The sequence below is a fragment of the Luteimonas salinilitoris genome (assembly GCF_041300785.1).
GTDB classification, from domain to species: Bacteria; Pseudomonadota; Gammaproteobacteria; order Xanthomonadales; family Xanthomonadaceae; genus Luteimonas; species Luteimonas salinilitoris.
In genome coordinates this window covers 40,293-58,246 of the sequence record NZ_JBFWIB010000004.1, presented here as the reverse complement: position 1 = coordinate 58,246, position 17,954 = coordinate 40,293, and the positions used below count along the sequence as shown (strand labels likewise).

Below are 17,954 nucleotides of genomic sequence, written 5' to 3'. Positions count from 1 at the left end.
CTGACGCCTTGCCGCAAGCACCCCTGCAATCACGTCGCCCGCGTCCCGCGCGGGTATCGATCCTCTATTGCCCGTCTCCCATGCCCAACCTGTCGATCGTCGCCATCGCCTGCCTGTTCGCCTGCCCGGCCCTGGCCAACGCCGCGCTCGTCATCGACGGTCGCCCGGACGAAGCGGAATGGGAGAACGCCCACCGCTACGCCGATTTCAGGGTCGTCGTTCCCTACACCCTGGGCGAGCCGACGCTGCCGACCGAGGCGCTGTTGCTGTCGACGCCGGATGGCATCGCCGTGGCGTTCATCAATACGCATCCGCCGGAGGTTCCCCGCCTGAAGCCGCGCCTGGAGCGCGACCAGAGCCGGGCATCCGACCACGTCAACTTCATCATCGACTTCGATGGCGACGGCAGGGTCGGGTACGGCTACTCGGTGCTGCTGTCCGGATCGATCGCGGACTACGTCGTCACCAACGAGACCAGCTTCAACTACGACTGGAACGGGGATTGGCGCAGCGCCGTGCACGAAACCGACGAGGGCTGGACGGTCGAAATGCTGATTCCCTGGTCGGCCGTCGCCATGCGCGGAAGCGACACGCCGTCCCGCCTGGTCAAGGTGCATTTCGACCGCGTCCTCGGCACCACCCGGGAGCGGTCCGGGGCGCCACCCGCGGCGGCCTCGCGTGGACGGTTCGTGTCGGACTTCGCGCCGCTGGAAATCCCGCAGTACCGTCGCGCGTCGTTCCACGTGTTCCCGTACCTGACCGCCCAGCAGGATTTCGTCGACGACGACCGCGACTACAAGCTGGGCGCCGACCTGTTCTGGAAACCGTCGGCCGGCTTCCAGCTCAGCGCCGCGCTCAATCCGGACTTCGGGCAGGTCGAGGCCGACGAGCTGGTCGTCAATTTCGACGCGATCGAGACGCTGTTCACCGATCGCCGGCCCTTCTTCACCGAGAACCAGGGGTTCTTCGACCTGCACACGCCGGACGACGGGCAGCTGATCTACACGCGCCGCATCGGCGGCGCTTCGGACGACGGCTCCGGCCGTGCGGCCGATATCGATGCCGCCCTCAAGGTGAACGGCTCGTTCGGTTCGCTCGGCTACGGTGCGCTCGCCGCGCAGGAAGCCGACGACGCCGGGCGTTCGTTCTACGCCGCGCGCCTGCTGCGATCGCTGGGGCCGGCCCTGAGCGTGGGCTGGCTGGGCACGTACGCCGAACGCCCGGCGCTGGATCGCGACGCGAACGTCCAGACGTTCGACCTGAGCCTGCGGCCGGGTCCGCAGTGGCGGGTCGATGCGCAGCTGCTGGCCAGCGCGGTAAAGACCGGAGAAGTCTCCACCCGCGGCGATGGCGCCTGGGCGCGGGTGAAGTGGACGCCGACCGACGGCTGGCAACACGAGGTGGAGGCCCTGCACTTCGGCCGGGACCTCGATTTCAACGACATGGGATACCAGCGCCGCCCCGGCCTCAACCAGCTCCAGGCCACCACCGAGTACGTGCATCGCGCCGCGGCCGGAAATGCGCGGCTGCGCGCCACGCGCTGGCGCGCGAAGGCGCAGGCGCGCAGCAACGATGACGGCGAGGCCTTGCCGGGAGTGCTGCGCCTGACCCAGACAAGCGACTTCCGCAGCGGCGCCTCGCTCCAGTTCGACCTCACCCTGGAAAGCGCCGGCATCGATGACCTGATCTCGCGCGGGAACGGCGACTGGGAACGGCCGGCGCGCCAGCGGCTGATCGTCACCCATCGCACGCCGGTGCAGCGGCACTGGCAACTGCGCAGCGAACTGCACGTGTTCGAGGCGGGGCTCGGCGGCACCGCGGTCGGCGAGAAGTTCATGCTCGACTGGTTTCCGCGCGACGATTTCAACCTGCAGCTGCGGGTCGAACCGCTGCATCCGGGCGACTGGTTGGTGTGGGAGCGCGGCCGCGAGTTCGGGCGCTATCGCCGGCGCATGCATATCTATGGCGTCGACGCCAACTGGTTCCCGGGCCGGAAGCACGAGTTCCGCCTCAAGGCGCAATGGCTCGCCGTCGATGCGCGCGAGGGGCGAGGTTATCGTCTCGAGGGCGGCACCCTTGCAGCCACCGGCGAGCGCCTGCCGGACTTCGCCGTGAATTCATTCGGTCTGCAACTGCGCTACCGCTACGAGTTCGCGCCCCGGTCGGACCTGTACCTGGTCTACTCGCGCGGCGGCACGCTGACCACCGAGGGCGATCCGCAGTCGAGCTTCGATCTGCTCGAAGAGGCGCTGCAGCTACGCGATGCCGACCAGTTCCTGGCCAAGCTGCGTTTCAGGTTCTAGTTGGGAATGACTAGTTGGAATGACCTGGCTGGGAACGACATATGAATGATCCAATCCGGTCCCGCCACGATCCACAAACATGGCTTATGCATGAGGCCGATTTTCGCGTTGTCCGGCATCATTCCCGGGCCTAGGCTTCACGTCATGACACTGACTTCGGCAAGCTCCAGATTCACCTATGCGATGCTCGCGCTCGTGCTGATGCCGATCAACAGCGGCGCGGCGTTCGCTCAGGCGGCGCCGACGCCCGAACAAGTGGTGCTGGCCCATGCCGAAGCCTGGAGCAACGGCGACCTGCCGGGCCTGCTCGCCCTGTTCTCCGACGACGCCCGCAGCTACCAGCGGCCCACCGATCCGCACAAGCTCACCGGCGAGCTGTCGGACACGATCGGCAGCAAGGACCAGCTGGCGGCCTACTTCAAGGCGATATCCGCCAAGCCGCTGGCGCGCGAGAAGGTCCTCGAGATGGCGACCGTGGGCGACGTGGTGATCGCGGCGGGGGAGTCCGCCGATCCACCGGACTACGCGCCCGGCATGCGGTTCCTGACCGGATACCGCGTCCGCGACGGCCGGATCCACGATCTGTGGCATATCGCCTGGATTCCCGCCCGGGCGCCGGTCGGGCCCGACCCCGCCGAGACGATCCGGCAGTTGATCGCCGCCAACAACGCGGGCGACGCGGACCGCTTCCTCGCGTTGTTCGGTCCGGACGCGAAGCACTTCCGCTATTCCGACGACCCGCGCAAGCTCGCGGACATGCAGTCCGGAACGTTGGTCGATGCCGCCAGCCGCGAAAGATTCTTTCGCGATTATTTCGCCGGCGCGCCGGCACGGGTCGAAGCCGTCAAGCTGTTTTCGGTTGGCGATCTGGTAGTCGAGCAGTCGCACGTCGCCGGTTTCGCCGACGCGCCGGGAAAGATCGTCAACGAGATTTCGATCTATCGTGTCCGCAACGGACGTATCGCGTACCGCTGGCTGTTGGGCGAAGAAACGCTCGAGACACCTGCGCGCAGAGCAACACGTTGATCGTTTCACGCGCCAAGCTCGCGGGCCGCACGCCGCAGCATGGCACATTTTGATACGCCCGCCACCAACCCAGGAGTGCCATGATGCGAATCTCGGTCCTGCCGCTGATCGCCCTGCTGCTGGTCACGCTGCTGCCGTCGCCTGCGGCCGCCGGTGCGGCGATCGCGACCAACGATACAGAAGCCGTGGTGTTGAAGGATTTCGAAGCCTTGAGCGCCGGCGACGCGGAAGGCCTGGCCGCCCTGTTCGCGCCCCGGATCGAGATGTATCGCCTGCCCACCGAAGCGCACACGCTGGTCGGCCCGCGTTCGGACAGGATGCGCACGCGAGAGGAGCTACGGGCCTACTTCGAGGAGGCGTTCGTCGCGAAGCCACCGGTGCGCCATGAGGTGCTCGAGATGGTCTCGCTCGATGATCTTGCGGTCGTGCGCGTCGCCATCCACGCGCCGGACGGTACGCCTGCCGAACATGCATTCACCGCCTTCCGCGTGCGCGACGGCCTGATCGAGAGCATCTGGCACATCGCCCGCGAGCCAGCGGCCGCACCGCAATCCGGCGCGGCCGCCAGGGCCACGATCCGGCAGCTCGGGGAGGCCAACAATCGCGGCGATGCCGACGCGGTAGTCGCCCTCTATCACCCGGATGCGAAGCACTCCCACGCCCGCCGCGATCCTGCGAGGCTGGGCGGCGCTCCTCCCGCGCGCGTCATCGACCAGGCGAGCCGCAGGCGCTTCTATCGCGAACTGTATGCCGAGGGGACCCCGACGCAGGTCGGCCTCGTCGACAGCGCGGCGCTGGGCGAGTGGGTGGCTACCCGCGAGCGCTACACCGCCCCCGACGGCCCGCCGCGCGATCACCTGACCATCTATCGCGTGCACGACGGCCTGATCATCGACGAATGGCATCTCGCTCCGTGACGCTTCCGCCGACAGGGGGAACAAGGAGTCCCGCTGACGCAGTATCGGAAGGGGCGAAGACGGGCCAGGCTCCGAGTCGGCCGCGCGGGCGCGGACTTCCGTTTCACACCGCCACAGGCCCGCGCCAGCCGCGCTGCAGAACGGTTGGCCGCCCGGCCATGATCCCTCGGGGTTGTCGATTCCGGCGGGCGCCATGCGTCGTACGGATGCAGCGCCCGGGAGCAGGAGGCCCGGGCGGGCACGATGCAGCCCCATCCGACGCGCACCAACCCAACGGAGAACCCCGATGTCCAAGACGATCTTTGTGAACCTCCCGGTGAAGGACCTCGCCGCCTCGACCCGCTTCTACGAGGCGATCGGGTGCACGAAAAACGAACAATTCAGCGACGAAAACGCAGCCTCGATGGTCTGGTCGGACACGGTCACCTTCCAGCTGCTCACCCGCGACTACTACTCGACCTTCACCAAGAAGCCGATCGCCGACGCGCACGGCACCAGCGCCATGCTGATCGCGCTGCCGCGCGACAGTCGCGAGGAAGTGGACGCGATCGTCGAGGCCGCGGCGCCGGCCGGCGGCAAGGTCGACATCCGAGCCCCCCAGGACATGGGTTTCATGTACCTGCGCACGTTCGAGGATCCCGACGGCAATACCTTCGAACTGATGTTCATGGATCCTGCGGCTGCCATGCCGGGAGAGCAGGCCGAAGCCTCCTGACGTGGTGGCTGCAGCGGCGCGATATTCGGCGGGCGCGCCTGCATGGACGCCGGACATCGCGCTCCGGCTCGCGCCCGACCGGTCCTGACGCGCTAAGCTGCGCACATCGGCGGCCGCCGCGCAGATATCCCGATGCCGGAATTCGAAATCAGCCCGCTGCTGGACACCGGTACGCTCGCAGTGAAGAACGTGTGCTGCCGCGGCAGCTGCCGCCACCGCAGCGCCGAGGAATGCGCGGCCGCCACGCATCTGGTGTTTCCCTACCGCGGCCTCTACCTGCGCCACGTCGGCAGTGACCAGTCGGTGGCCGACGCCAACCATGTGCTGTTCTTCAACGCCGGCGAGGGCTATCAGGTCAGCCATCCGGTGATCGGCGGCGACGCCAGCCTGGTGCTGTCGATATCGCCGGCGCTGCTGCGCGAACTGGCGCCGGCCGCGCTGCTGCACCGGCGCGAGGAGCCGGGCTTCCGCGTGCAGTCCCTGCGCATCGACCCGCGCGCCCAGGCGCTCGTCGCGCTGCTGCGCCACAGCCTGCATCACGGCGGCATCGAGCCGCTGGAAGCCGAAAGCCTGGCGCTGACCCTGATGTGCCGCAGCCTGGGGCCGCGCACCGCCCACGCCACCACTGCCACCCGGGCGCGACGGCGGCTGGTGGACCGGGTCAAGGTGCTGCTGGCTGGTGAAATGGGCCGGCGCTGGAGCCTGGCGGAAATCGCTGCCGAGATCGGCGGATCGCCGGTCTACCTGACCCAGGCCTTCCAGCAGGTCGAAGGCGTCCCGCTGCACCGCTACCACCTGCGGCTGCGGCTGGCGCGGGCGCTGGATCTCGTCGTCCACTGCGAGGACATGTCGGCGCTGGCGCTGGACCTGGGCTTCTCCAGCCACAGCCACTTCACCGCGGCGTTCAGGCAGGCCTACGGCCATACGCCGTCCGCCTTTCGCGAATCGGCGCTGGCCAAGAGCGCCTGATCCCGCCGATCGCTAAAGATTTCGACAGCGCCATGGTACCCACGATGTTCCCCTGAACGCGCCCGGATTGGCGGGCGTGAACGGAGAGCGTCATGAGCGAAACGACCTGCGCCGCCTGCGACTACCCGCTGGACGGCAATGCCATCGAGGTGACCATCGGCGGCCGCATCGTCGAGGTGTGCTGCAAGGAATGCGCGCAGAAGCTGGGCGAAGCCGAGGCACGCAAGTGATGGATGCGCGCGAATTCTTCGGCACGCGCAAGACCATGGCCACGCGTTCTGGCGCGATCAGCTACGTCGAACGCGGCAGCGGCCCGGCCGCCCTGTTCGTCCACGGCGTTCTGCTCAACGGCTATCTGTGGCGCCACCAGCTGGCTGGTCTGGCCGATACGCGACGCTGCATCGCCGTGGACCTGCTGGCGCACGGGTATACGGAAGCGGCCGAGGGCCAGGACGTCTCGGTGACCGCCAACGCGCACATGCTGGCGCAGTTCCTCGACGCGTTGGGCATCGGACAGGTGGACCTGGTCGGCAACGACAGCGGCGGCGGCATCTGCCAGATCTTCGCCGCGCTTTACCCGCAGCGCCTGCGCAGCCTGACCCTGAGCAACTGCGACGCCCACGACAACTGGCCGCCGGAGGCGTTCCAGCCGTTCGTGGCCATGGTCGCCGCGGGCGGGCTTGCCGACACGCTGAAGGCCATGCAGGCGGACAAGGCGGTGTACCGCTCGGCGCTGGCACCGGCCTACGAGCGTCCGGAGCAGCTCCCGGACGCCACCATCGATGCCTACCTGCATCCGTTCCTGGAATCGGACAGGCGCCTGCGCGAACTCGAACGTTTCGTCGACGCATTCGACTGCCGTCACACGCTCGCCGTCGAAGACGGACTGCGGCGCCTGCAAGCGCCGACCCTGATCGCCTGGGGTACCGACGACGTGTATTTCCCGCTGGAATGGTCGCGCTGGCTGCAGCAGACCATCCCGGGCGCGACGCGCCGGATCGAGTTCGACGGCGCACGCATCTTCTTCCCCGAGGAACGCTGGGCGGACTTCAATCGCGAGTTGCGGGCGCATTGGGATGCGAGCGGCGGGACCGCCACCGGCGATGCCTCCGCGCGCGAAGCGATCACGTAGGGGCGGCGCATGAATCAGGGAACGCCGGCGGCACCGGAGCGGCCGATGGGATCGTCGAGACCGATGGCCGTGTACGGCGCCTACGGCCATACCGGGCGCTTCATCGTCGCCGAGCTGTTGCGCCGCGGCCGCACGCCGATCCTGTGCGGCCGCGACGCCGGGAAGCTGGAAGCAATGGCGGCGCAGTTTCCCGGCCTGGCACGGCGGGTGGCGACGATCGCCGATCCGCACTCCCTGGATCGCGCGCTGGACGGGGCGGCCGCCGTCGTCAACGCCGCCGGTCCCTTCCTCGATACCGCCGAGGCGGTGCTCGAAGCCGCATTGCGCGCGCGCATCCATTACCTCGATACCAGCGCGGAACAGCGCGCGGCGTTCGCGGTGCATGAACGCTTCGGCGATCGCGTACGCGAAGCGGGCATCGTTGCGCTGCCGTCGGTGGCGTTCTACGGCGCGCTGGCCGACCTGCTCGCCACCGCCGCCCTCGGCGACTGGCCGGACGCGGACACCATCGACATCGCGGTGGGGCTGGACGGCTGGCATCCCACGCGGGGGACGCGCGTGACCGGCGAGCGCAACCATGGGCGGCGCTGGGTGGTCGAGGGCGACGCACTGCGCGTCGCGCCGGAGCCGCCGCCGACGCGGACCTGGACGTTTCCGCCGCCTTTCGGCACCCAGGAAACGGTGTTGCTGCCCTTGTCCGAGATCGTCGCCATCGCCCGCCACCTCCGCTGCCCGGAAGTGCATGCCTACATGAACCTGGCGCCGCTGCATGATCTCCGCGATCCGGATACGCCACCGCCGGTGGCGGCCGACGAACGCGGACGTTCCGCGCAGACGTTCGTCCTGGACGTGCAGGTGCGGCGGCAGGGGCGGATGCGTCGCGCCATCGCGCAGGGGCGCGACATCTACGCGGTCACCGCGCCGTTGATCGTCGAGGCGCTGGAGCGCGTGATGACCGGAAAGGCGCCGGGCCCCGGCGCGTTCTCCACCGCCCAGGCCTTCGACGCGCGCGATTTCCTGGCGGCGCTGTCGCCCGAGCACTTCTCGGTCCTCTTCGAGACCCAGCCCTGAAGAACGTGCCCGTATACCCAACTGAAAACCTGTCAGTCGGGCGGCGCTACGCGATTCAGTCCGGCAGCGCCGCGACTGCAACGATTTCAACGACGATGTCGAGTTGCGTCAGCCTGATGAGATGGTCGAGCGCAGTGCCGAGTTCCTCCAGGTCCGATTTGATGTTCGCGAGGATTGCGCGCCACTGCGCCGCTGCATCGCCGGAGAAACCGCCCTCCTTGCCGGCCGGATCGTAGTCGCGCGCCGCCAGCGTCCAAGGCCCGGCGGAAGCAGCGATCAACGGGTCCATCCGAATCCCGACACACTTGTAACTCCCACCCTTCCAACGCTCGGCGCTAGCGTATGCCGCATGCCCGACAACAATCGGCAGCATTGAGGAAAACCGGAGGCTCTGGAAATGAAGACGTACACGACCGAGACACGTGAAAGCCGGCTCGCAGGTGCCTCTCTCGTCGCAGCCGACTGGGTATGCCTTGCGGCCGCGCCGGCCTTTGCGGCGATGGCGCTGCTTACGGCCATTTCCAGCGGCGGCTCGCACGGGATGACGGGCGCGACCGCGCACGGCGCGTCACCGCTGGACGGAATGGCCCTGATGTACTTGCTCATGAGCGCCTTCCACACGGCACCGTGGCTGAAGCTGGTCTCCCGCCGCCGGGGCGGCGCCGGCGGTCGTGATCCGGCGCTCGCCGATCGAGCTGTCATCCGCGCGGTCGAGGGCGGCTCGCATGACCAGGAACCGGCAGCGTCTTGAGACAAGATTTCACATCCGAAGAGAAAGGAGATGAGGCAATGACGACGCATCCGACCGGAACGCGTGAAGAATGGATGACAGCGCGGCTCGAGCTGCTCGAGGCGGAAAAGGCGCTCACGCAGCGCGGCGACGAGGTGGCGCGGCAGCGGCAGGCGTTGCCGTGGGTGCGGGTCGACAAGGCGTATCGATTCGAGACCGATGAAGGGAGCGCCGCGCTCGAGGATCTTTTCAGGGGGCGTTCGCAGCTCATCGTCTACCACTTCATGTTCGGGCCCGACTTCGAGGCTGGATGCCCATCCTGCTCGGCGATCGCGGACGGCTTCAACGGTTCCTACGTCCACCTCGCGAATCACGACGTCATGCTCTGGGCGGTGTCGCGCGCGCCGCTCGCGAAGCTGCAGGCATACAAGCGGCGCATGGGCTGGACGTTTCCGTGGGCGTCGTCGCACGGCAGCGGCTTCAACTTCGATTTCAACGCTTCCTTCACCGAGGAACAACAGCGCGCAGGCAACATGGAATACAACTTCCGGCGCAACGACCCGGTGATGGAAGCCGGGATGGCAGCGACACCGGCGCCTGAATACGCGGCGGTGGCGGCCATGACCGGAACCGACCTTGCCACGTACACGCGCGAGAGGGAGGGCATGAGCACGTTCGCACTCGAGGACGGCGTCGTTTACCACACGTACTCCACCTACTCGCGCGGAGTGGACGGCATCTGGGCCGCGTACGCGTGGCTCGACCGTGCTCCCAAGCGGCGCAACGAGACGGACTTCTGGTGGCGCCACCGCGACGCGTACGGCAAGCGCTGAAAAGCCGCGACGCGATCTCGCCATCGCGACCCATCAACGCTTCGTCCAGCTGGATGTTGCCCCACCCTTCGACGCCTGGCGGCAAGGCCATTCCGGAACCAGCAGCGAGCGATCGGCGGTGAAGTATCGCGTTCCAACCAATGACACGAGAGATCGACCAATCCGGAGGTTGCGATGACCACGACTACACCATCCAAGAACGGCCAGAAAGAAGGAGAGCACGCCATGAACACGCCACCGATCGTGTCGCCGCAGGAGTGGGAGACCGCGCACGAGCAGCTTCTCGTCAAGGAAAAGGCCCTGACCCGCGCCCGTGACGCGCTGGCCGCCGAGCGACGGCGGATGCCGTGGGCTGCCGTGGAAAAGGCATACGTGTTCGACGGCCCCGACGGCAAGGCGAGCCTGCTCGACCTGTTCGAAGGCCGCCGCCAGCTGATCATCTACCGGGCGTTCTTCGAGCCCGGCGTGCACGGCTGGCCGGAGCATGCCTGCATCGGCTGTTCCCTGGGCGCCGACCAGGTCGCCCACCTCGCCCACCTGAACGCGCGCGACACGACCCTCGTGTTCGCCTCGCGTGCGCCGCAGCCCGACATCGCGCGCCTGAAGGCGCGGATGGGCTGGGAAATCCCCTGGTACACCATCACCGACAGCTTCGATGCCGACTTCGGGGTGGACGAATGGCACGGCCACAACGCATTCATCCGCGACGGCGACCGCGTGTTCCGCACCTATTTCATCAACAGCCGCGGCGACGAGGCGATGGGCACCGCTTGGAGCTACCTCGACATGACGGCGCTCGGGCGCCAGGAGGCGTGGGAGGACTCGCCCGAGGGCTATCCCCAGAGCCCGCCCTACAAGTGGTGGAACTGGCACGACAGCTACGTTCCCGACGCTGCGCCCGACCCGAAGTGGGTCGAGGTGTCGGACGCCGCAGACGCCGCCTTGCAGAAGCGCGACGGCTAGTCCGGCAAGGCGCGAAGCAAGTCGCCGGACGTATCGACATGCGATATCGGTACCAGGACGAGGCTTCCCGCCAGCCATTCGACCTCGAGCGGCGTTCCGGCATCCGCGATCGTCTCGTCGCTGACAGCGCCGCCGGTCCCGTAGTTGATCTGATGAAAGCCGTCCTTGAGGATGTCGACCACCAGAACGAGCCGGCTGCCCGCAGCCAGGCGCTTGCTCACGAGCCGCGTGCGATCGAATGGAAGGTCGACGACCTCGCCGGGAACCAGGAGGTCGCGTCGCGCCAGATCCCCGGTCTGGCTCGCACGACCCACGTAGTAGGAGAGCGCAAAGGTGCTGCCGTCCGGCCGCAGCTCGTAGAGCGCGGCGAAGAAATCGAAATCCTTCTTGTTGGTCTTGACACGGAAGCGGCCGGAGAAGCCGCCGCTGAGTTCGACCGGCTGCTCGAACGGATCGCTTTCGAAGACGAGGCCCTCGGAAAAATCAGGCGTTGCATCGATGATCGGGTAGGGATAGTAGCCGGCACCTGTCGTCGTGCGGTCTGAAAAGTCCACCCGCCGGCTGAGACCGGCAATCGCCTCGGGCCGCGCGGTCGCGAGGCGCATGCGCCCGGTCGCGGTGGGGCTGTCGGTGAGGAAAAACGTGCCCCGTGCCGTGCTCATCGCCTCGAGCGATGGCGCATGGCGCCAGCGATTGGCACCCATCACCTGGTAATTGATGCGGTCTTTCAGGATGGCGGGCCTCGGTGATCCTCCGAATACATGATCGAACCAGGAGAAGGTGAGAGCGATCGTGTCGACCTGCGCGATCGGATCGATGGAATAGTCGCGCAACGACTCCGGCTTGAACGCCTGCTGCGCGCCAAAATGATCGTAGGGCCCGATGACGAGATAGTGTTCGGCATCGGGCTTGTGGCGGTAATGCTCCTTCAGGTAATGGACCGCGGAAATCTGGCCGTCATCGTAGTAGCCGGTGATCGAAAGCACCGGAATGTCGATTCCTTCGAACTCCTCTCCATAAGGCACCATCGCCTGCCAGTAGCCGTCATAGATGGGATGCTCGAGCCAGCGCTGGAGCCAAGGATTGGGAGTGCCATCGATCGCGTCGATCTCGCGATAGGCCTTGCCGCTCTGATACCAGTTTTCGTTGAGCGATGCCCAGCGCGCGCGGTCGTTGTTTACATCGCGGTCAAGCGTACGGTTGTTGGTCACATAGAAGGGCCATGCGTAATTTGCGTTCAGGAAGACGCCGTTCTCCATCGGCAGGCCCTGGCCAGGAATCGCGGCGACATAGGGGACGATCGTCTTCAGTGCCTCGGGACGATGCTTTGTCGCTGCCCAGGCCGCAAAGCCGGTATAGCTTCCGCCGTACATGCCGACCCGCCCATCGCTCCACGATTGCCGGGCGATCCACTCGATGGCCGCGACCGTGTCGGCCACCTCGGTTTCGTAGGGCCGGATCGCGTCGGGGCTGTCGAGCTTTCCGCGCGCATTGACGACGATACCGGCATACCCGTGCGCCGCCGCCATGGCCGCGATCCGGCGGTTGCGTGCGCGATCCGAATAGATGGTGAAGTACATCGCCGTCGCCAACGGAGCGTTGGCACCCTTCGGGCGGACCAGTGCTGCCGAAAGCGACACTCCTTCCTGTGTCCGGATCAGGATTGCGTCATCGATCACGAATCGATCGGCGCGCAGGGCTCCGATCGTCTCTTCCGTGGCTTTCCCGAACGTTTCGAACAGCAGGTAATCGGCATAGGCATCCGCGATCTCGATGGCTTCGTCCAACGACACCGTGGCTGCGCCTGCGTGGCGCGAGAGTTGCCGGTCGAGCGCTTCGGCCGAATTCGCCGCATGCGTTTCGAACCATGCGCAAAGACGCTCGGCGACAACGGGGTCGAGCGCGTCTATGCGCTGTTGAAGCAGGCGACGGTAGGTTGCGGTGGCCGCGCGCCGCCCTCTCGGCGTGTCGGGCCGTGCTTCGGTGTAGAGGTCGAGAAAGAAGTGCCGGAAGGTGGCCGGATTTGCCGATGGCGGTACGGGCGGTTCACGCAGGCCTGTAGCCGCCGTGGTGGCGCCACTTGCGATGCCCACCGATATCCGTTCCTGCGACCCCAGCGGCAGCCGGTCGACCGAAGCAAGCGTGAGCGCTCTACGCGCGAACAGCGCCAGGGACTGCCGATCGAGGCTTTCCGCGTCCGCCGCCGCGAGACCATAAGGGACATCCTGGGCAGCGACGTCGTGGGGCACCGGCAACGTCAGAAGAAACAATGCAAGAACTGCGACGATACGCATAGGCTTCACCGTGAACGGTATCGGGCTTCGACGCCCACCAAGTGGCGGGATCGCCCGTGGCGAGCCAGATCCTATCGCACGATCGAATCGCGCGGACAGCAGAGCCTTTCTCCTGCAGGCGGCCGATGAGTCTACCCGGCCGCGTTCAAGTGAACCCGGCCGCCGTTCCCGACGGGGGCACGCCCGGCGACGCCCCGAGAAGCGCAGCCGACCCGGTCGGTTCAGGCGGTCACTGCGCGACGCGCCTGTGCCGGGCGCCAGCCCAGCATGCGGGCAGGCAGGAAGAGGATCGCCTGCAGGAATGCGAACAGGGCCGAGAAGGTGATGCCTATCAGGCGGAACGGCAAGGTGAGCAGCCAGGCGATCGGCCAGAGCACCAGCGCCAACAGGGCCAGCGGCCAGCACAGGACAAAGAGGATGCACCAGGCAACGACCGCGATCAGTGTCTTCATCTCCAGGCTCCTTGAGGCTTCATGCGCGATACCGGTCATGGCGTCGGCAGGAACAGGTTGCAGCTCCAGGCGATGGCAGGCAATCGACATGCGACGAATCCATCGGAACGGCCGACCAACCAACGAATATGGCGACGGAAGGCCGCCCGGCGCCAATGGTGCGGTGGGCCAAGGCCCACCCTATAACCAGGCATAGGGTGGGCCTTGGCCCACCGCGTGCCTGCACGTCCGCCCCCCGCCCAGTTATAGGGTGGGCCTCGGCCCACCGCATGCCCGCGTCCGACGCCGCTCACCATCGGCTTCCACAAACGCATCGCCACCCCAGTCCGCCGGCAACCAGCCGCGTGCGATGTACGCATGAATACTGGAATGCGGCCAATCGGCGGCACGCGGCGCATGGCCATGCTTGACCGGATTGAAGTGGATGTAGTCGACGTGGCGGTGCAGGTCGTGTTCGTCCAGGATCAGGCGGGCCCAGAACCGCCGCTGCCAGATGCCCCGTTCCCGCTTGGCGATACGGCTGCGGTTGCGCCATTCGTCCGGCGGCAAACGACGCGAGAAGCCCGCCTTGATCCGCGACCAGCGACCGGCGTTGTCGGCGTCGCCTTCAGGCAGGCGCCATAGGCAGTGCAGGTGGTCGGGCAGGACAACCACGGCAAGCAGCTGGAACGGCTTCGCCTTGCGCGCCTCGGCGAACGCATGGCGCAGCACATCCACGTGCTCGACCAGCAACCGCCGTCGGCGTTCGAGCAGGTTGACCGTGAAGAACCAGGTGCGACCGGGGAGATGAAGCCGTCGATAGTTGGGCATCCGACGAGCCTGGCGTTGGTGGCGCGGATGAAGAGTCGGGCAACGTTGTCAGCCAAGGTAGGAAAATCCCGCGACGGCATATCGGGCATGCGGTGGCATGCGGTGGGCCAAGGCCCACCCTATACCACCGTTTTTCCGACTCAACCGCTGCCGGCACGCACGGCGCTCGGCGGTATCCCCACGATGCGCTTGAATGCGCGGCTGAACGAGGCTTCCGAGTCGTAACCCAGCCGGTTGGCAGCGACCGCGATGCGCATGCCCTCCTGTGCAATCCAGCGGCGGGCCTGGAACATCTTTACCTTGGCGACGTACCTGGCCGGACTCTCGCCGACCGTGCGGGTGAACGCTTCGGCAAAGCTGGAGCGGGATGCCCCCATCACTTCGGCCAGCGCGGGCACGTTCCAATCGCGCTGCGGGTCGGCATGGATCGCCGCGATGACCTTGCCGATCCTTGGGCAATGCACTGCGGCGATCCAGCCCGTGGAGTCGCTGCAGCCACACTCCACCCACGCACGGATGATGCTGGCGGCAAGTACGTCCGCGAGCCGCGCGAGAATGCCGCAAGCGCCGATACGGTCGAAACAGACTTCGCGTTCCATGGCCTCGAGCAGCATGGGCACGCTCGGGTCGCGCTTGGCCAGGTCACCGGCGTGCATCACGTCCGGCATCATCGCCAACAACGGATGAAGCGGATCCAGGTTGAAGCGCAGCGTGCCGCAGAACATGACGCTGGGTTGGCTGGAGGAATCCTCGGAGACTGCGTCCACGTTGCCGGCAGCTCCCCGCACCAGGTAGATGCTCTCCGAGACCGGCACGCGCGCAAGCGAGTCGATCTCCACCGGCGGCACCTCGGGAGTGCTCGCGAGGGTGTGGGAGCTGCCGCGCGGCAGCAGGATGGCATCGCCCGGACTCAGCCTCACCCAATCCGATGTCGACGCCCGTAGCCAGCAGCCACCGCTCGCGACGAAGTGGAAACGCGCCTCGCGTTGTGCAGGAAAAGCGATCGCCCATGGCGCATGCATCAGGCAGCGGCCGTACTCGACCCCATCCAGGCGCAGTCCCAGAAGGACCTGGGTGAGCATGTCGCGGTCGCCCGGAGGTTCCGTCATCGGCAAATGCTTGGATGAATGAGCATGCATTTCGGATTTTCCGGCATGGAAACGCCGACATACTAACCCTAAGCTGCCGGGCCACTCCACACCGGCACCCCATCCACGTGTCTTCTACTGTCTGCCCCGAATGTCCCGACGCCGGCGTATTGGCGAGCCCCGTCGAATCCGCACGATGGCCCGCCGTCGTTTCCCTGGCACTGGGTGTATTCGGTCTGGTCACCGCCGAATTTCTGCCTGCCAGCTTGCTGACGGCGATGGCAGCCGACCTTTCCATCAGCGAAGGCATTGCGGGCCAGACGGTCACCACCACGGCGTTGGTAGGCGCCATCGCCGCGCCATCCATTCCCCTGCTCACACGCCGCATCGATCGAAGGATCGTCATGCTCTCGCTCACCCTGCTGCTGGTGCTGTCCAACGGTCTTGCCGCCGCTGCGGACAACCTGTCGACGCTGCTCACCGCCCGCGTGCTGCTTGGCGTCGCGCTGGGTGGCTTCTGGTCGATGGCCGGTGCGTTGGCCATGCGCCTGGTACCCGACGATCTGTTCGCGCGGGCGATGTCGCTCATCCTGACCGGGGTTTCCGTCGCCACCGTCTGCGCTGCCCCGATCGGCGCCTGGATGGGCGAACTCTGGGGATGGCGCAGCGCCTTCATCGCAGCCGGTGCGGTCAGCGTGGCCACGCTCGCAGCACAGTTCCTCACACTGCCGAGCCTGCCACCGAGAGCCAATCCTGATTTGCGCGTGCTCGGCGAATTGCTGTCGCGTCCTGCCGTGCGCATGGCCCTGCTGGCGGTGCTGTTCGTGATCTCCGGACACTTCGCCGGCTTCACCTACATCCGCCCGCTGATGGAGAACGTCGCGCAGCTGTCCGTCGGCGCCATCTCGGCCATCCTGCTGGGCTACGGAATCGGTGGCTTCTTCGGCAACCTGGCGGGCGGATACATCGCCGGACGCAGCGAGCGCCATGCCATCGTCTCCGGCGGCACGCTGATCGTCGCGCTGGCCGCCAGCCTGTTGCTGGCCGGCGAACTGGCTGGCGTCGCGGCCGTTGCCATCGTGCTGTGGGGCTTTGCCTTCGGCGCATTCCCCGTCGGCTTCCAGATCTGGATCGTGCGAGCCGCCCCGGACCAGGCCGAAGGCGCCGGCGGTCTGCTGGTGGCGGCGTTCCAGGTCGCCATCGCCACCGGCGCCGTCGGCGGCGGATTGCTGGTCGACCACGTCGGCGCGCTCGGAGGGCCCATGTTCGCCGTCGCCACGATCGCCATGGGCACGCTGCTGGCCCTGCGCTACGGGCCGCGCCCGGTGCGCGCCTGAGTCCGCCGATCGCACGGTTTCGAATCCGCTTCGACCCATCAACCGCAAGGCAATCTCGATGAACAAGGACGCCACGACCAATCGGCGCATCACCCTCGCCGCGCACCCGCAGGGCCTGCCGACACCGCAGGACTTCCACTTCGACATCCAGCCCGCCCCGGTGCCAACCGACGGCCAGGTCCTGCTGCGCACGCTGTACCTGTCGCTGGACCCGTACATGCGGAACCTGATGGACGAAATCGGGCCCGGCTATGCGCCTCCGGTTCCGCTGGGCGAAACCATGGTGGGCGGCACGGTCAGCCGTGTCGTGCAATCGCGTCACCCGCAGCTCCGTGCAGGCCAACTCGTGCTCGCCAACGGAGGCTGGCAGGACTATTCCCTCTCGGACGGCGCGGACCTGTTGCCGCTGGACGACATGGCGCAGCCGTCGCTGGCGCTGGGTGGCCTGGGGATGCCCGGCTTCACGGCGTACGTCGGGCTGCTCGACATCGGCCAGCCCCGGCCCGGCGAGACGGTGGTCGTGGCTGCGGCGACGGGCGCCGTCGGCTCCGTCGTCGGGCAACTGGCCAAGCTCGAGGGCGCGCGCGTGGTCGGCATCGCAGGCGGTGCGGACAAGTGCCGGCATGCGGTCGAAGCGCTCGGGTTCGACCTCTGCCTCGACCGCCGCGACGCCCAGCTTGATCAACGCCTCGCCGCGGCCTGTCCCGCCGGCATCGACGTCTACTTCGAGAACGTCGGCGGCGAAGTGCTGGACGCCGTGCTTCCACTGCTCAACATCGGCGCGCGCGTACCCGTCTGTGGATTCATCGCGCACTACAACCAGACTTCACCGTCTTCCGCGCCCGACCGGCTGCCGAAGCTGTTGGCAGCCGTGCTGCAGAAGCGCATCCGCATGCAGGGCTTCATCATCCTCGACCACTACGGGGAACGGTTCGCGGACTTCCGGCGCGAGATGGGAGCGTGGGTTGCACAAGGCCGCGTCAGGCTGCGCGAGGACCTGGTCGATGGCCTCGAGCAAGCGCCGACCGCCTTCGCCGGGCTGCTTGAAGGCAAGAACTTCGGCAAGCTCGTCGTAAGTGTTGCGCGCGAGTGATGCCATTGCCGGCGACGCCATCAACGTGCCGCTCAGATAGAAGAACGATGTCTTGCCGCTCTGCGTTTGGTACGGACCGACGACTCATGACCCCGGAGCGACCACGTCCAGGTCCTGTCCCGTCAATTCCCGGCTGGAAAAGCCCGCGATGTGGAAATCGGCGACCGACGTGGGGTTGGGGACGTCGCCGCCCACCCGCTCCGCCCGGCCGGCAAGCCGGG

General features: G+C 67.1%; 18 protein-coding genes. 13 read left to right on the top strand and 5 right to left on the bottom strand.

From position 1 onward, the window contains the following. Positions 1 to 80 precede the first annotated feature (80 nt). The 8 genes from AB5T46_RS08600 (at position 81) to AB5T46_RS08565 (ending at position 8,133) form a co-directional block, all read left to right on the top strand. Complete coding sequence (locus tag AB5T46_RS08600) at positions 81 to 2,303, top strand: DUF5916 domain-containing protein (RefSeq protein WP_370563487.1); 2,223 nt, start codon at positions 81 to 83, stop codon at positions 2,301 to 2,303. Between the two features lie 144 nt (positions 2,304 to 2,447). Then, the gene (locus AB5T46_RS08595) at positions 2,448 to 3,329 is read left to right on the top strand and encodes a nuclear transport factor 2 family protein (protein WP_370563486.1); all 882 of its coding nucleotides are present in this window, start codon (positions 2,448 to 2,450) and stop codon (positions 3,327 to 3,329) included. Between the two features lie 83 nt (positions 3,330 to 3,412). Continuing rightward, complete coding sequence (locus tag AB5T46_RS08590) at positions 3,413 to 4,246, top strand: nuclear transport factor 2 family protein (protein WP_370563485.1); 834 nt, start codon at positions 3,413 to 3,415, stop codon at positions 4,244 to 4,246. Positions 4,247 to 4,532: 286 nt separating this feature from the next. Then, positions 4,533 to 4,961 carry a VOC family protein gene (locus AB5T46_RS08585; protein ID WP_370563484.1) on the top strand — a complete coding sequence of 143 codons (429 nt, stop codon included), beginning with the start codon at positions 4,533 to 4,535 and terminating at the stop codon, positions 4,959 to 4,961. Positions 4,962 to 5,093: 132 nt separating this feature from the next. Beyond that, complete coding sequence (locus AB5T46_RS08580; RefSeq protein WP_370563483.1) at positions 5,094 to 5,930, top strand: helix-turn-helix transcriptional regulator; 837 nt, start codon at positions 5,094 to 5,096, stop codon at positions 5,928 to 5,930. 92 nt (positions 5,931 to 6,022) lie between these two features. Next, positions 6,023 to 6,160 (top strand): hypothetical protein, encoded by a 138-nt coding sequence (locus tag AB5T46_RS08575; RefSeq protein WP_370563482.1) that lies wholly within the window; start codon positions 6,023 to 6,025, stop codon positions 6,158 to 6,160. After that, on the top strand, positions 6,160 to 7,062 hold the full coding sequence (locus AB5T46_RS08570) for an alpha/beta fold hydrolase (protein ID WP_370563481.1): 903 nt from the start codon (positions 6,160 to 6,162) through the stop codon (positions 7,060 to 7,062). The genes AB5T46_RS08575 and AB5T46_RS08570 overlap by 1 nt, the downstream gene beginning before the upstream one ends. Positions 7,063 to 7,107: 45 nt before the next feature. Beyond that, positions 7,108 to 8,133 carry a saccharopine dehydrogenase NADP-binding domain-containing protein gene (locus AB5T46_RS08565; protein WP_370563480.1) on the top strand — a complete coding sequence of 342 codons (1,026 nt, stop codon included), beginning with the start codon at positions 7,108 to 7,110 and terminating at the stop codon, positions 8,131 to 8,133. 55 nt (positions 8,134 to 8,188) lie between these two features. Here the strand turns inward: AB5T46_RS08565 and AB5T46_RS08560 are convergent, their stop codons facing one another. Next, positions 8,189 to 8,422, bottom strand: coding sequence for a hypothetical protein (locus tag AB5T46_RS08560; RefSeq protein ID WP_370563479.1), 234 nt, complete (start codon positions 8,420 to 8,422; stop codon positions 8,189 to 8,191). A gap of 108 nt (positions 8,423 to 8,530) precedes the next feature. On the opposite strand from AB5T46_RS08560, the gene AB5T46_RS08555 reads away from it, so the two are divergent. From AB5T46_RS08555 to AB5T46_RS08545, 3 genes are all read left to right on the top strand, one after another. After that, positions 8,531 to 8,884, top strand: a complete 354-nt coding sequence (locus tag AB5T46_RS08555; RefSeq protein ID WP_370563478.1) for a hypothetical protein — start codon at positions 8,531 to 8,533, stop codon at positions 8,882 to 8,884. A 38-nt stretch (positions 8,885 to 8,922) separates the two neighbouring features. Continuing rightward, positions 8,923 to 9,696 (top strand): DUF899 domain-containing protein, encoded by a 774-nt coding sequence (locus AB5T46_RS08550; protein ID WP_370563477.1) that lies wholly within the window; start codon positions 8,923 to 8,925, stop codon positions 9,694 to 9,696. A 225-nt stretch (positions 9,697 to 9,921) separates the two neighbouring features. Next, positions 9,922 to 10,659: a DUF899 domain-containing protein gene (locus AB5T46_RS08545; protein WP_370563476.1), complete on the top strand. Its 738-nt coding sequence runs from the start codon at positions 9,922 to 9,924 to the stop codon at positions 10,657 to 10,659. On the opposite strand, the gene AB5T46_RS08540 is transcribed toward AB5T46_RS08545, so the two are convergent. From AB5T46_RS08540 to AB5T46_RS08525, 4 genes are all read right to left on the bottom strand, one after another. Continuing rightward, entirely contained in the window at positions 10,656 to 12,953 is a 2,298-nt protein-coding gene (locus AB5T46_RS08540) for a CocE/NonD family hydrolase (protein WP_370563475.1), read from the bottom strand. The two genes, AB5T46_RS08545 and AB5T46_RS08540, sit on opposite strands and share 4 nt — an antisense overlap. Before the next feature lie 221 nt (positions 12,954 to 13,174). After that, complete coding sequence (locus AB5T46_RS08535) at positions 13,175 to 13,405, bottom strand: hypothetical protein (protein WP_370563726.1); 231 nt, start codon at positions 13,403 to 13,405, stop codon at positions 13,175 to 13,177. Positions 13,406 to 13,648: 243 nt separating this feature from the next. Continuing rightward, the gene (locus AB5T46_RS08530) at positions 13,649 to 14,215 is read right to left on the bottom strand and encodes an REP-associated tyrosine transposase (RefSeq protein WP_370563474.1); all 567 of its coding nucleotides are present in this window, start codon (positions 14,213 to 14,215) and stop codon (positions 13,649 to 13,651) included. Between the two features lie 140 nt (positions 14,216 to 14,355). Further along, positions 14,356 to 15,297 (bottom strand): AraC family transcriptional regulator, encoded by a 942-nt coding sequence (locus AB5T46_RS08525; RefSeq protein ID WP_370563473.1) that lies wholly within the window; start codon positions 15,295 to 15,297, stop codon positions 14,356 to 14,358. Positions 15,298 to 15,473: 176 nt separating this feature from the next. Between AB5T46_RS08525 and AB5T46_RS08520 the strand changes: the two genes are divergently transcribed. Both AB5T46_RS08520 and AB5T46_RS08515 read left to right on the top strand, forming a co-directional pair. Further along, complete coding sequence (locus AB5T46_RS08520) at positions 15,474 to 16,640, top strand: MFS transporter (RefSeq protein WP_370563472.1); 1,167 nt, start codon at positions 15,474 to 15,476, stop codon at positions 16,638 to 16,640. Positions 16,641 to 16,698: 58 nt separating this feature from the next. Further along, complete coding sequence (locus AB5T46_RS08515) at positions 16,699 to 17,733, top strand: NADP-dependent oxidoreductase (protein WP_370563471.1); 1,035 nt, start codon at positions 16,699 to 16,701, stop codon at positions 17,731 to 17,733. Positions 17,734 to 17,954 lie beyond the last annotated feature (221 nt).

Coding starts and splice junctions, on each gene's coding strand:
- AB5T46_RS08600 (WP_370563487.1), top strand. CDS start 81: ATGCCCAACCTGTCGATCGTCGCCATCGCCTGCCTGTTCGCCTGCCCG.
- AB5T46_RS08595 (WP_370563486.1), top strand. CDS start 2,448: ATGACACTGACTTCGGCAAGCTCCAGATTCACCTATGCGATGCTCGCG.
- AB5T46_RS08590 (WP_370563485.1), top strand. CDS start 3,413: ATGCGAATCTCGGTCCTGCCGCTGATCGCCCTGCTGCTGGTCACGCTG.
- AB5T46_RS08585 (WP_370563484.1), top strand. CDS start 4,533: ATGTCCAAGACGATCTTTGTGAACCTCCCGGTGAAGGACCTCGCCGCC.
- AB5T46_RS08580 (WP_370563483.1), top strand. CDS start 5,094: ATGCCGGAATTCGAAATCAGCCCGCTGCTGGACACCGGTACGCTCGCA.
- AB5T46_RS08575 (WP_370563482.1), top strand. CDS start 6,023: ATGAGCGAAACGACCTGCGCCGCCTGCGACTACCCGCTGGACGGCAAT.
- AB5T46_RS08570 (WP_370563481.1), top strand. CDS start 6,160: ATGGATGCGCGCGAATTCTTCGGCACGCGCAAGACCATGGCCACGCGT.
- AB5T46_RS08565 (WP_370563480.1), top strand. CDS start 7,108: ATGGGATCGTCGAGACCGATGGCCGTGTACGGCGCCTACGGCCATACC.
- AB5T46_RS08560 (WP_370563479.1), bottom strand. CDS start 8,422: ATGGACCCGTTGATCGCTGCTTCCGCCGGGCCTTGGACGCTGGCGGCG.
- AB5T46_RS08555 (WP_370563478.1), top strand. CDS start 8,531: ATGAAGACGTACACGACCGAGACACGTGAAAGCCGGCTCGCAGGTGCC.
- AB5T46_RS08550 (WP_370563477.1), top strand. CDS start 8,923: ATGACGACGCATCCGACCGGAACGCGTGAAGAATGGATGACAGCGCGG.
- AB5T46_RS08545 (WP_370563476.1), top strand. CDS start 9,922: ATGAACACGCCACCGATCGTGTCGCCGCAGGAGTGGGAGACCGCGCAC.
- AB5T46_RS08540 (WP_370563475.1), bottom strand. CDS start 12,953: ATGCGTATCGTCGCAGTTCTTGCATTGTTTCTTCTGACGTTGCCGGTG.
- AB5T46_RS08535 (WP_370563726.1), bottom strand. CDS start 13,405: ATGAAGACACTGATCGCGGTCGTTGCCTGGTGCATCCTCTTTGTCCTG.
- AB5T46_RS08530 (WP_370563474.1), bottom strand. CDS start 14,215: ATGCCCAACTATCGACGGCTTCATCTCCCCGGTCGCACCTGGTTCTTC.
- AB5T46_RS08525 (WP_370563473.1), bottom strand. CDS start 15,297: ATGCTCACCCAGGTCCTTCTGGGACTGCGCCTGGATGGGGTCGAGTAC.
- AB5T46_RS08515 (WP_370563471.1), top strand. CDS start 16,699: ATGAACAAGGACGCCACGACCAATCGGCGCATCACCCTCGCCGCGCAC.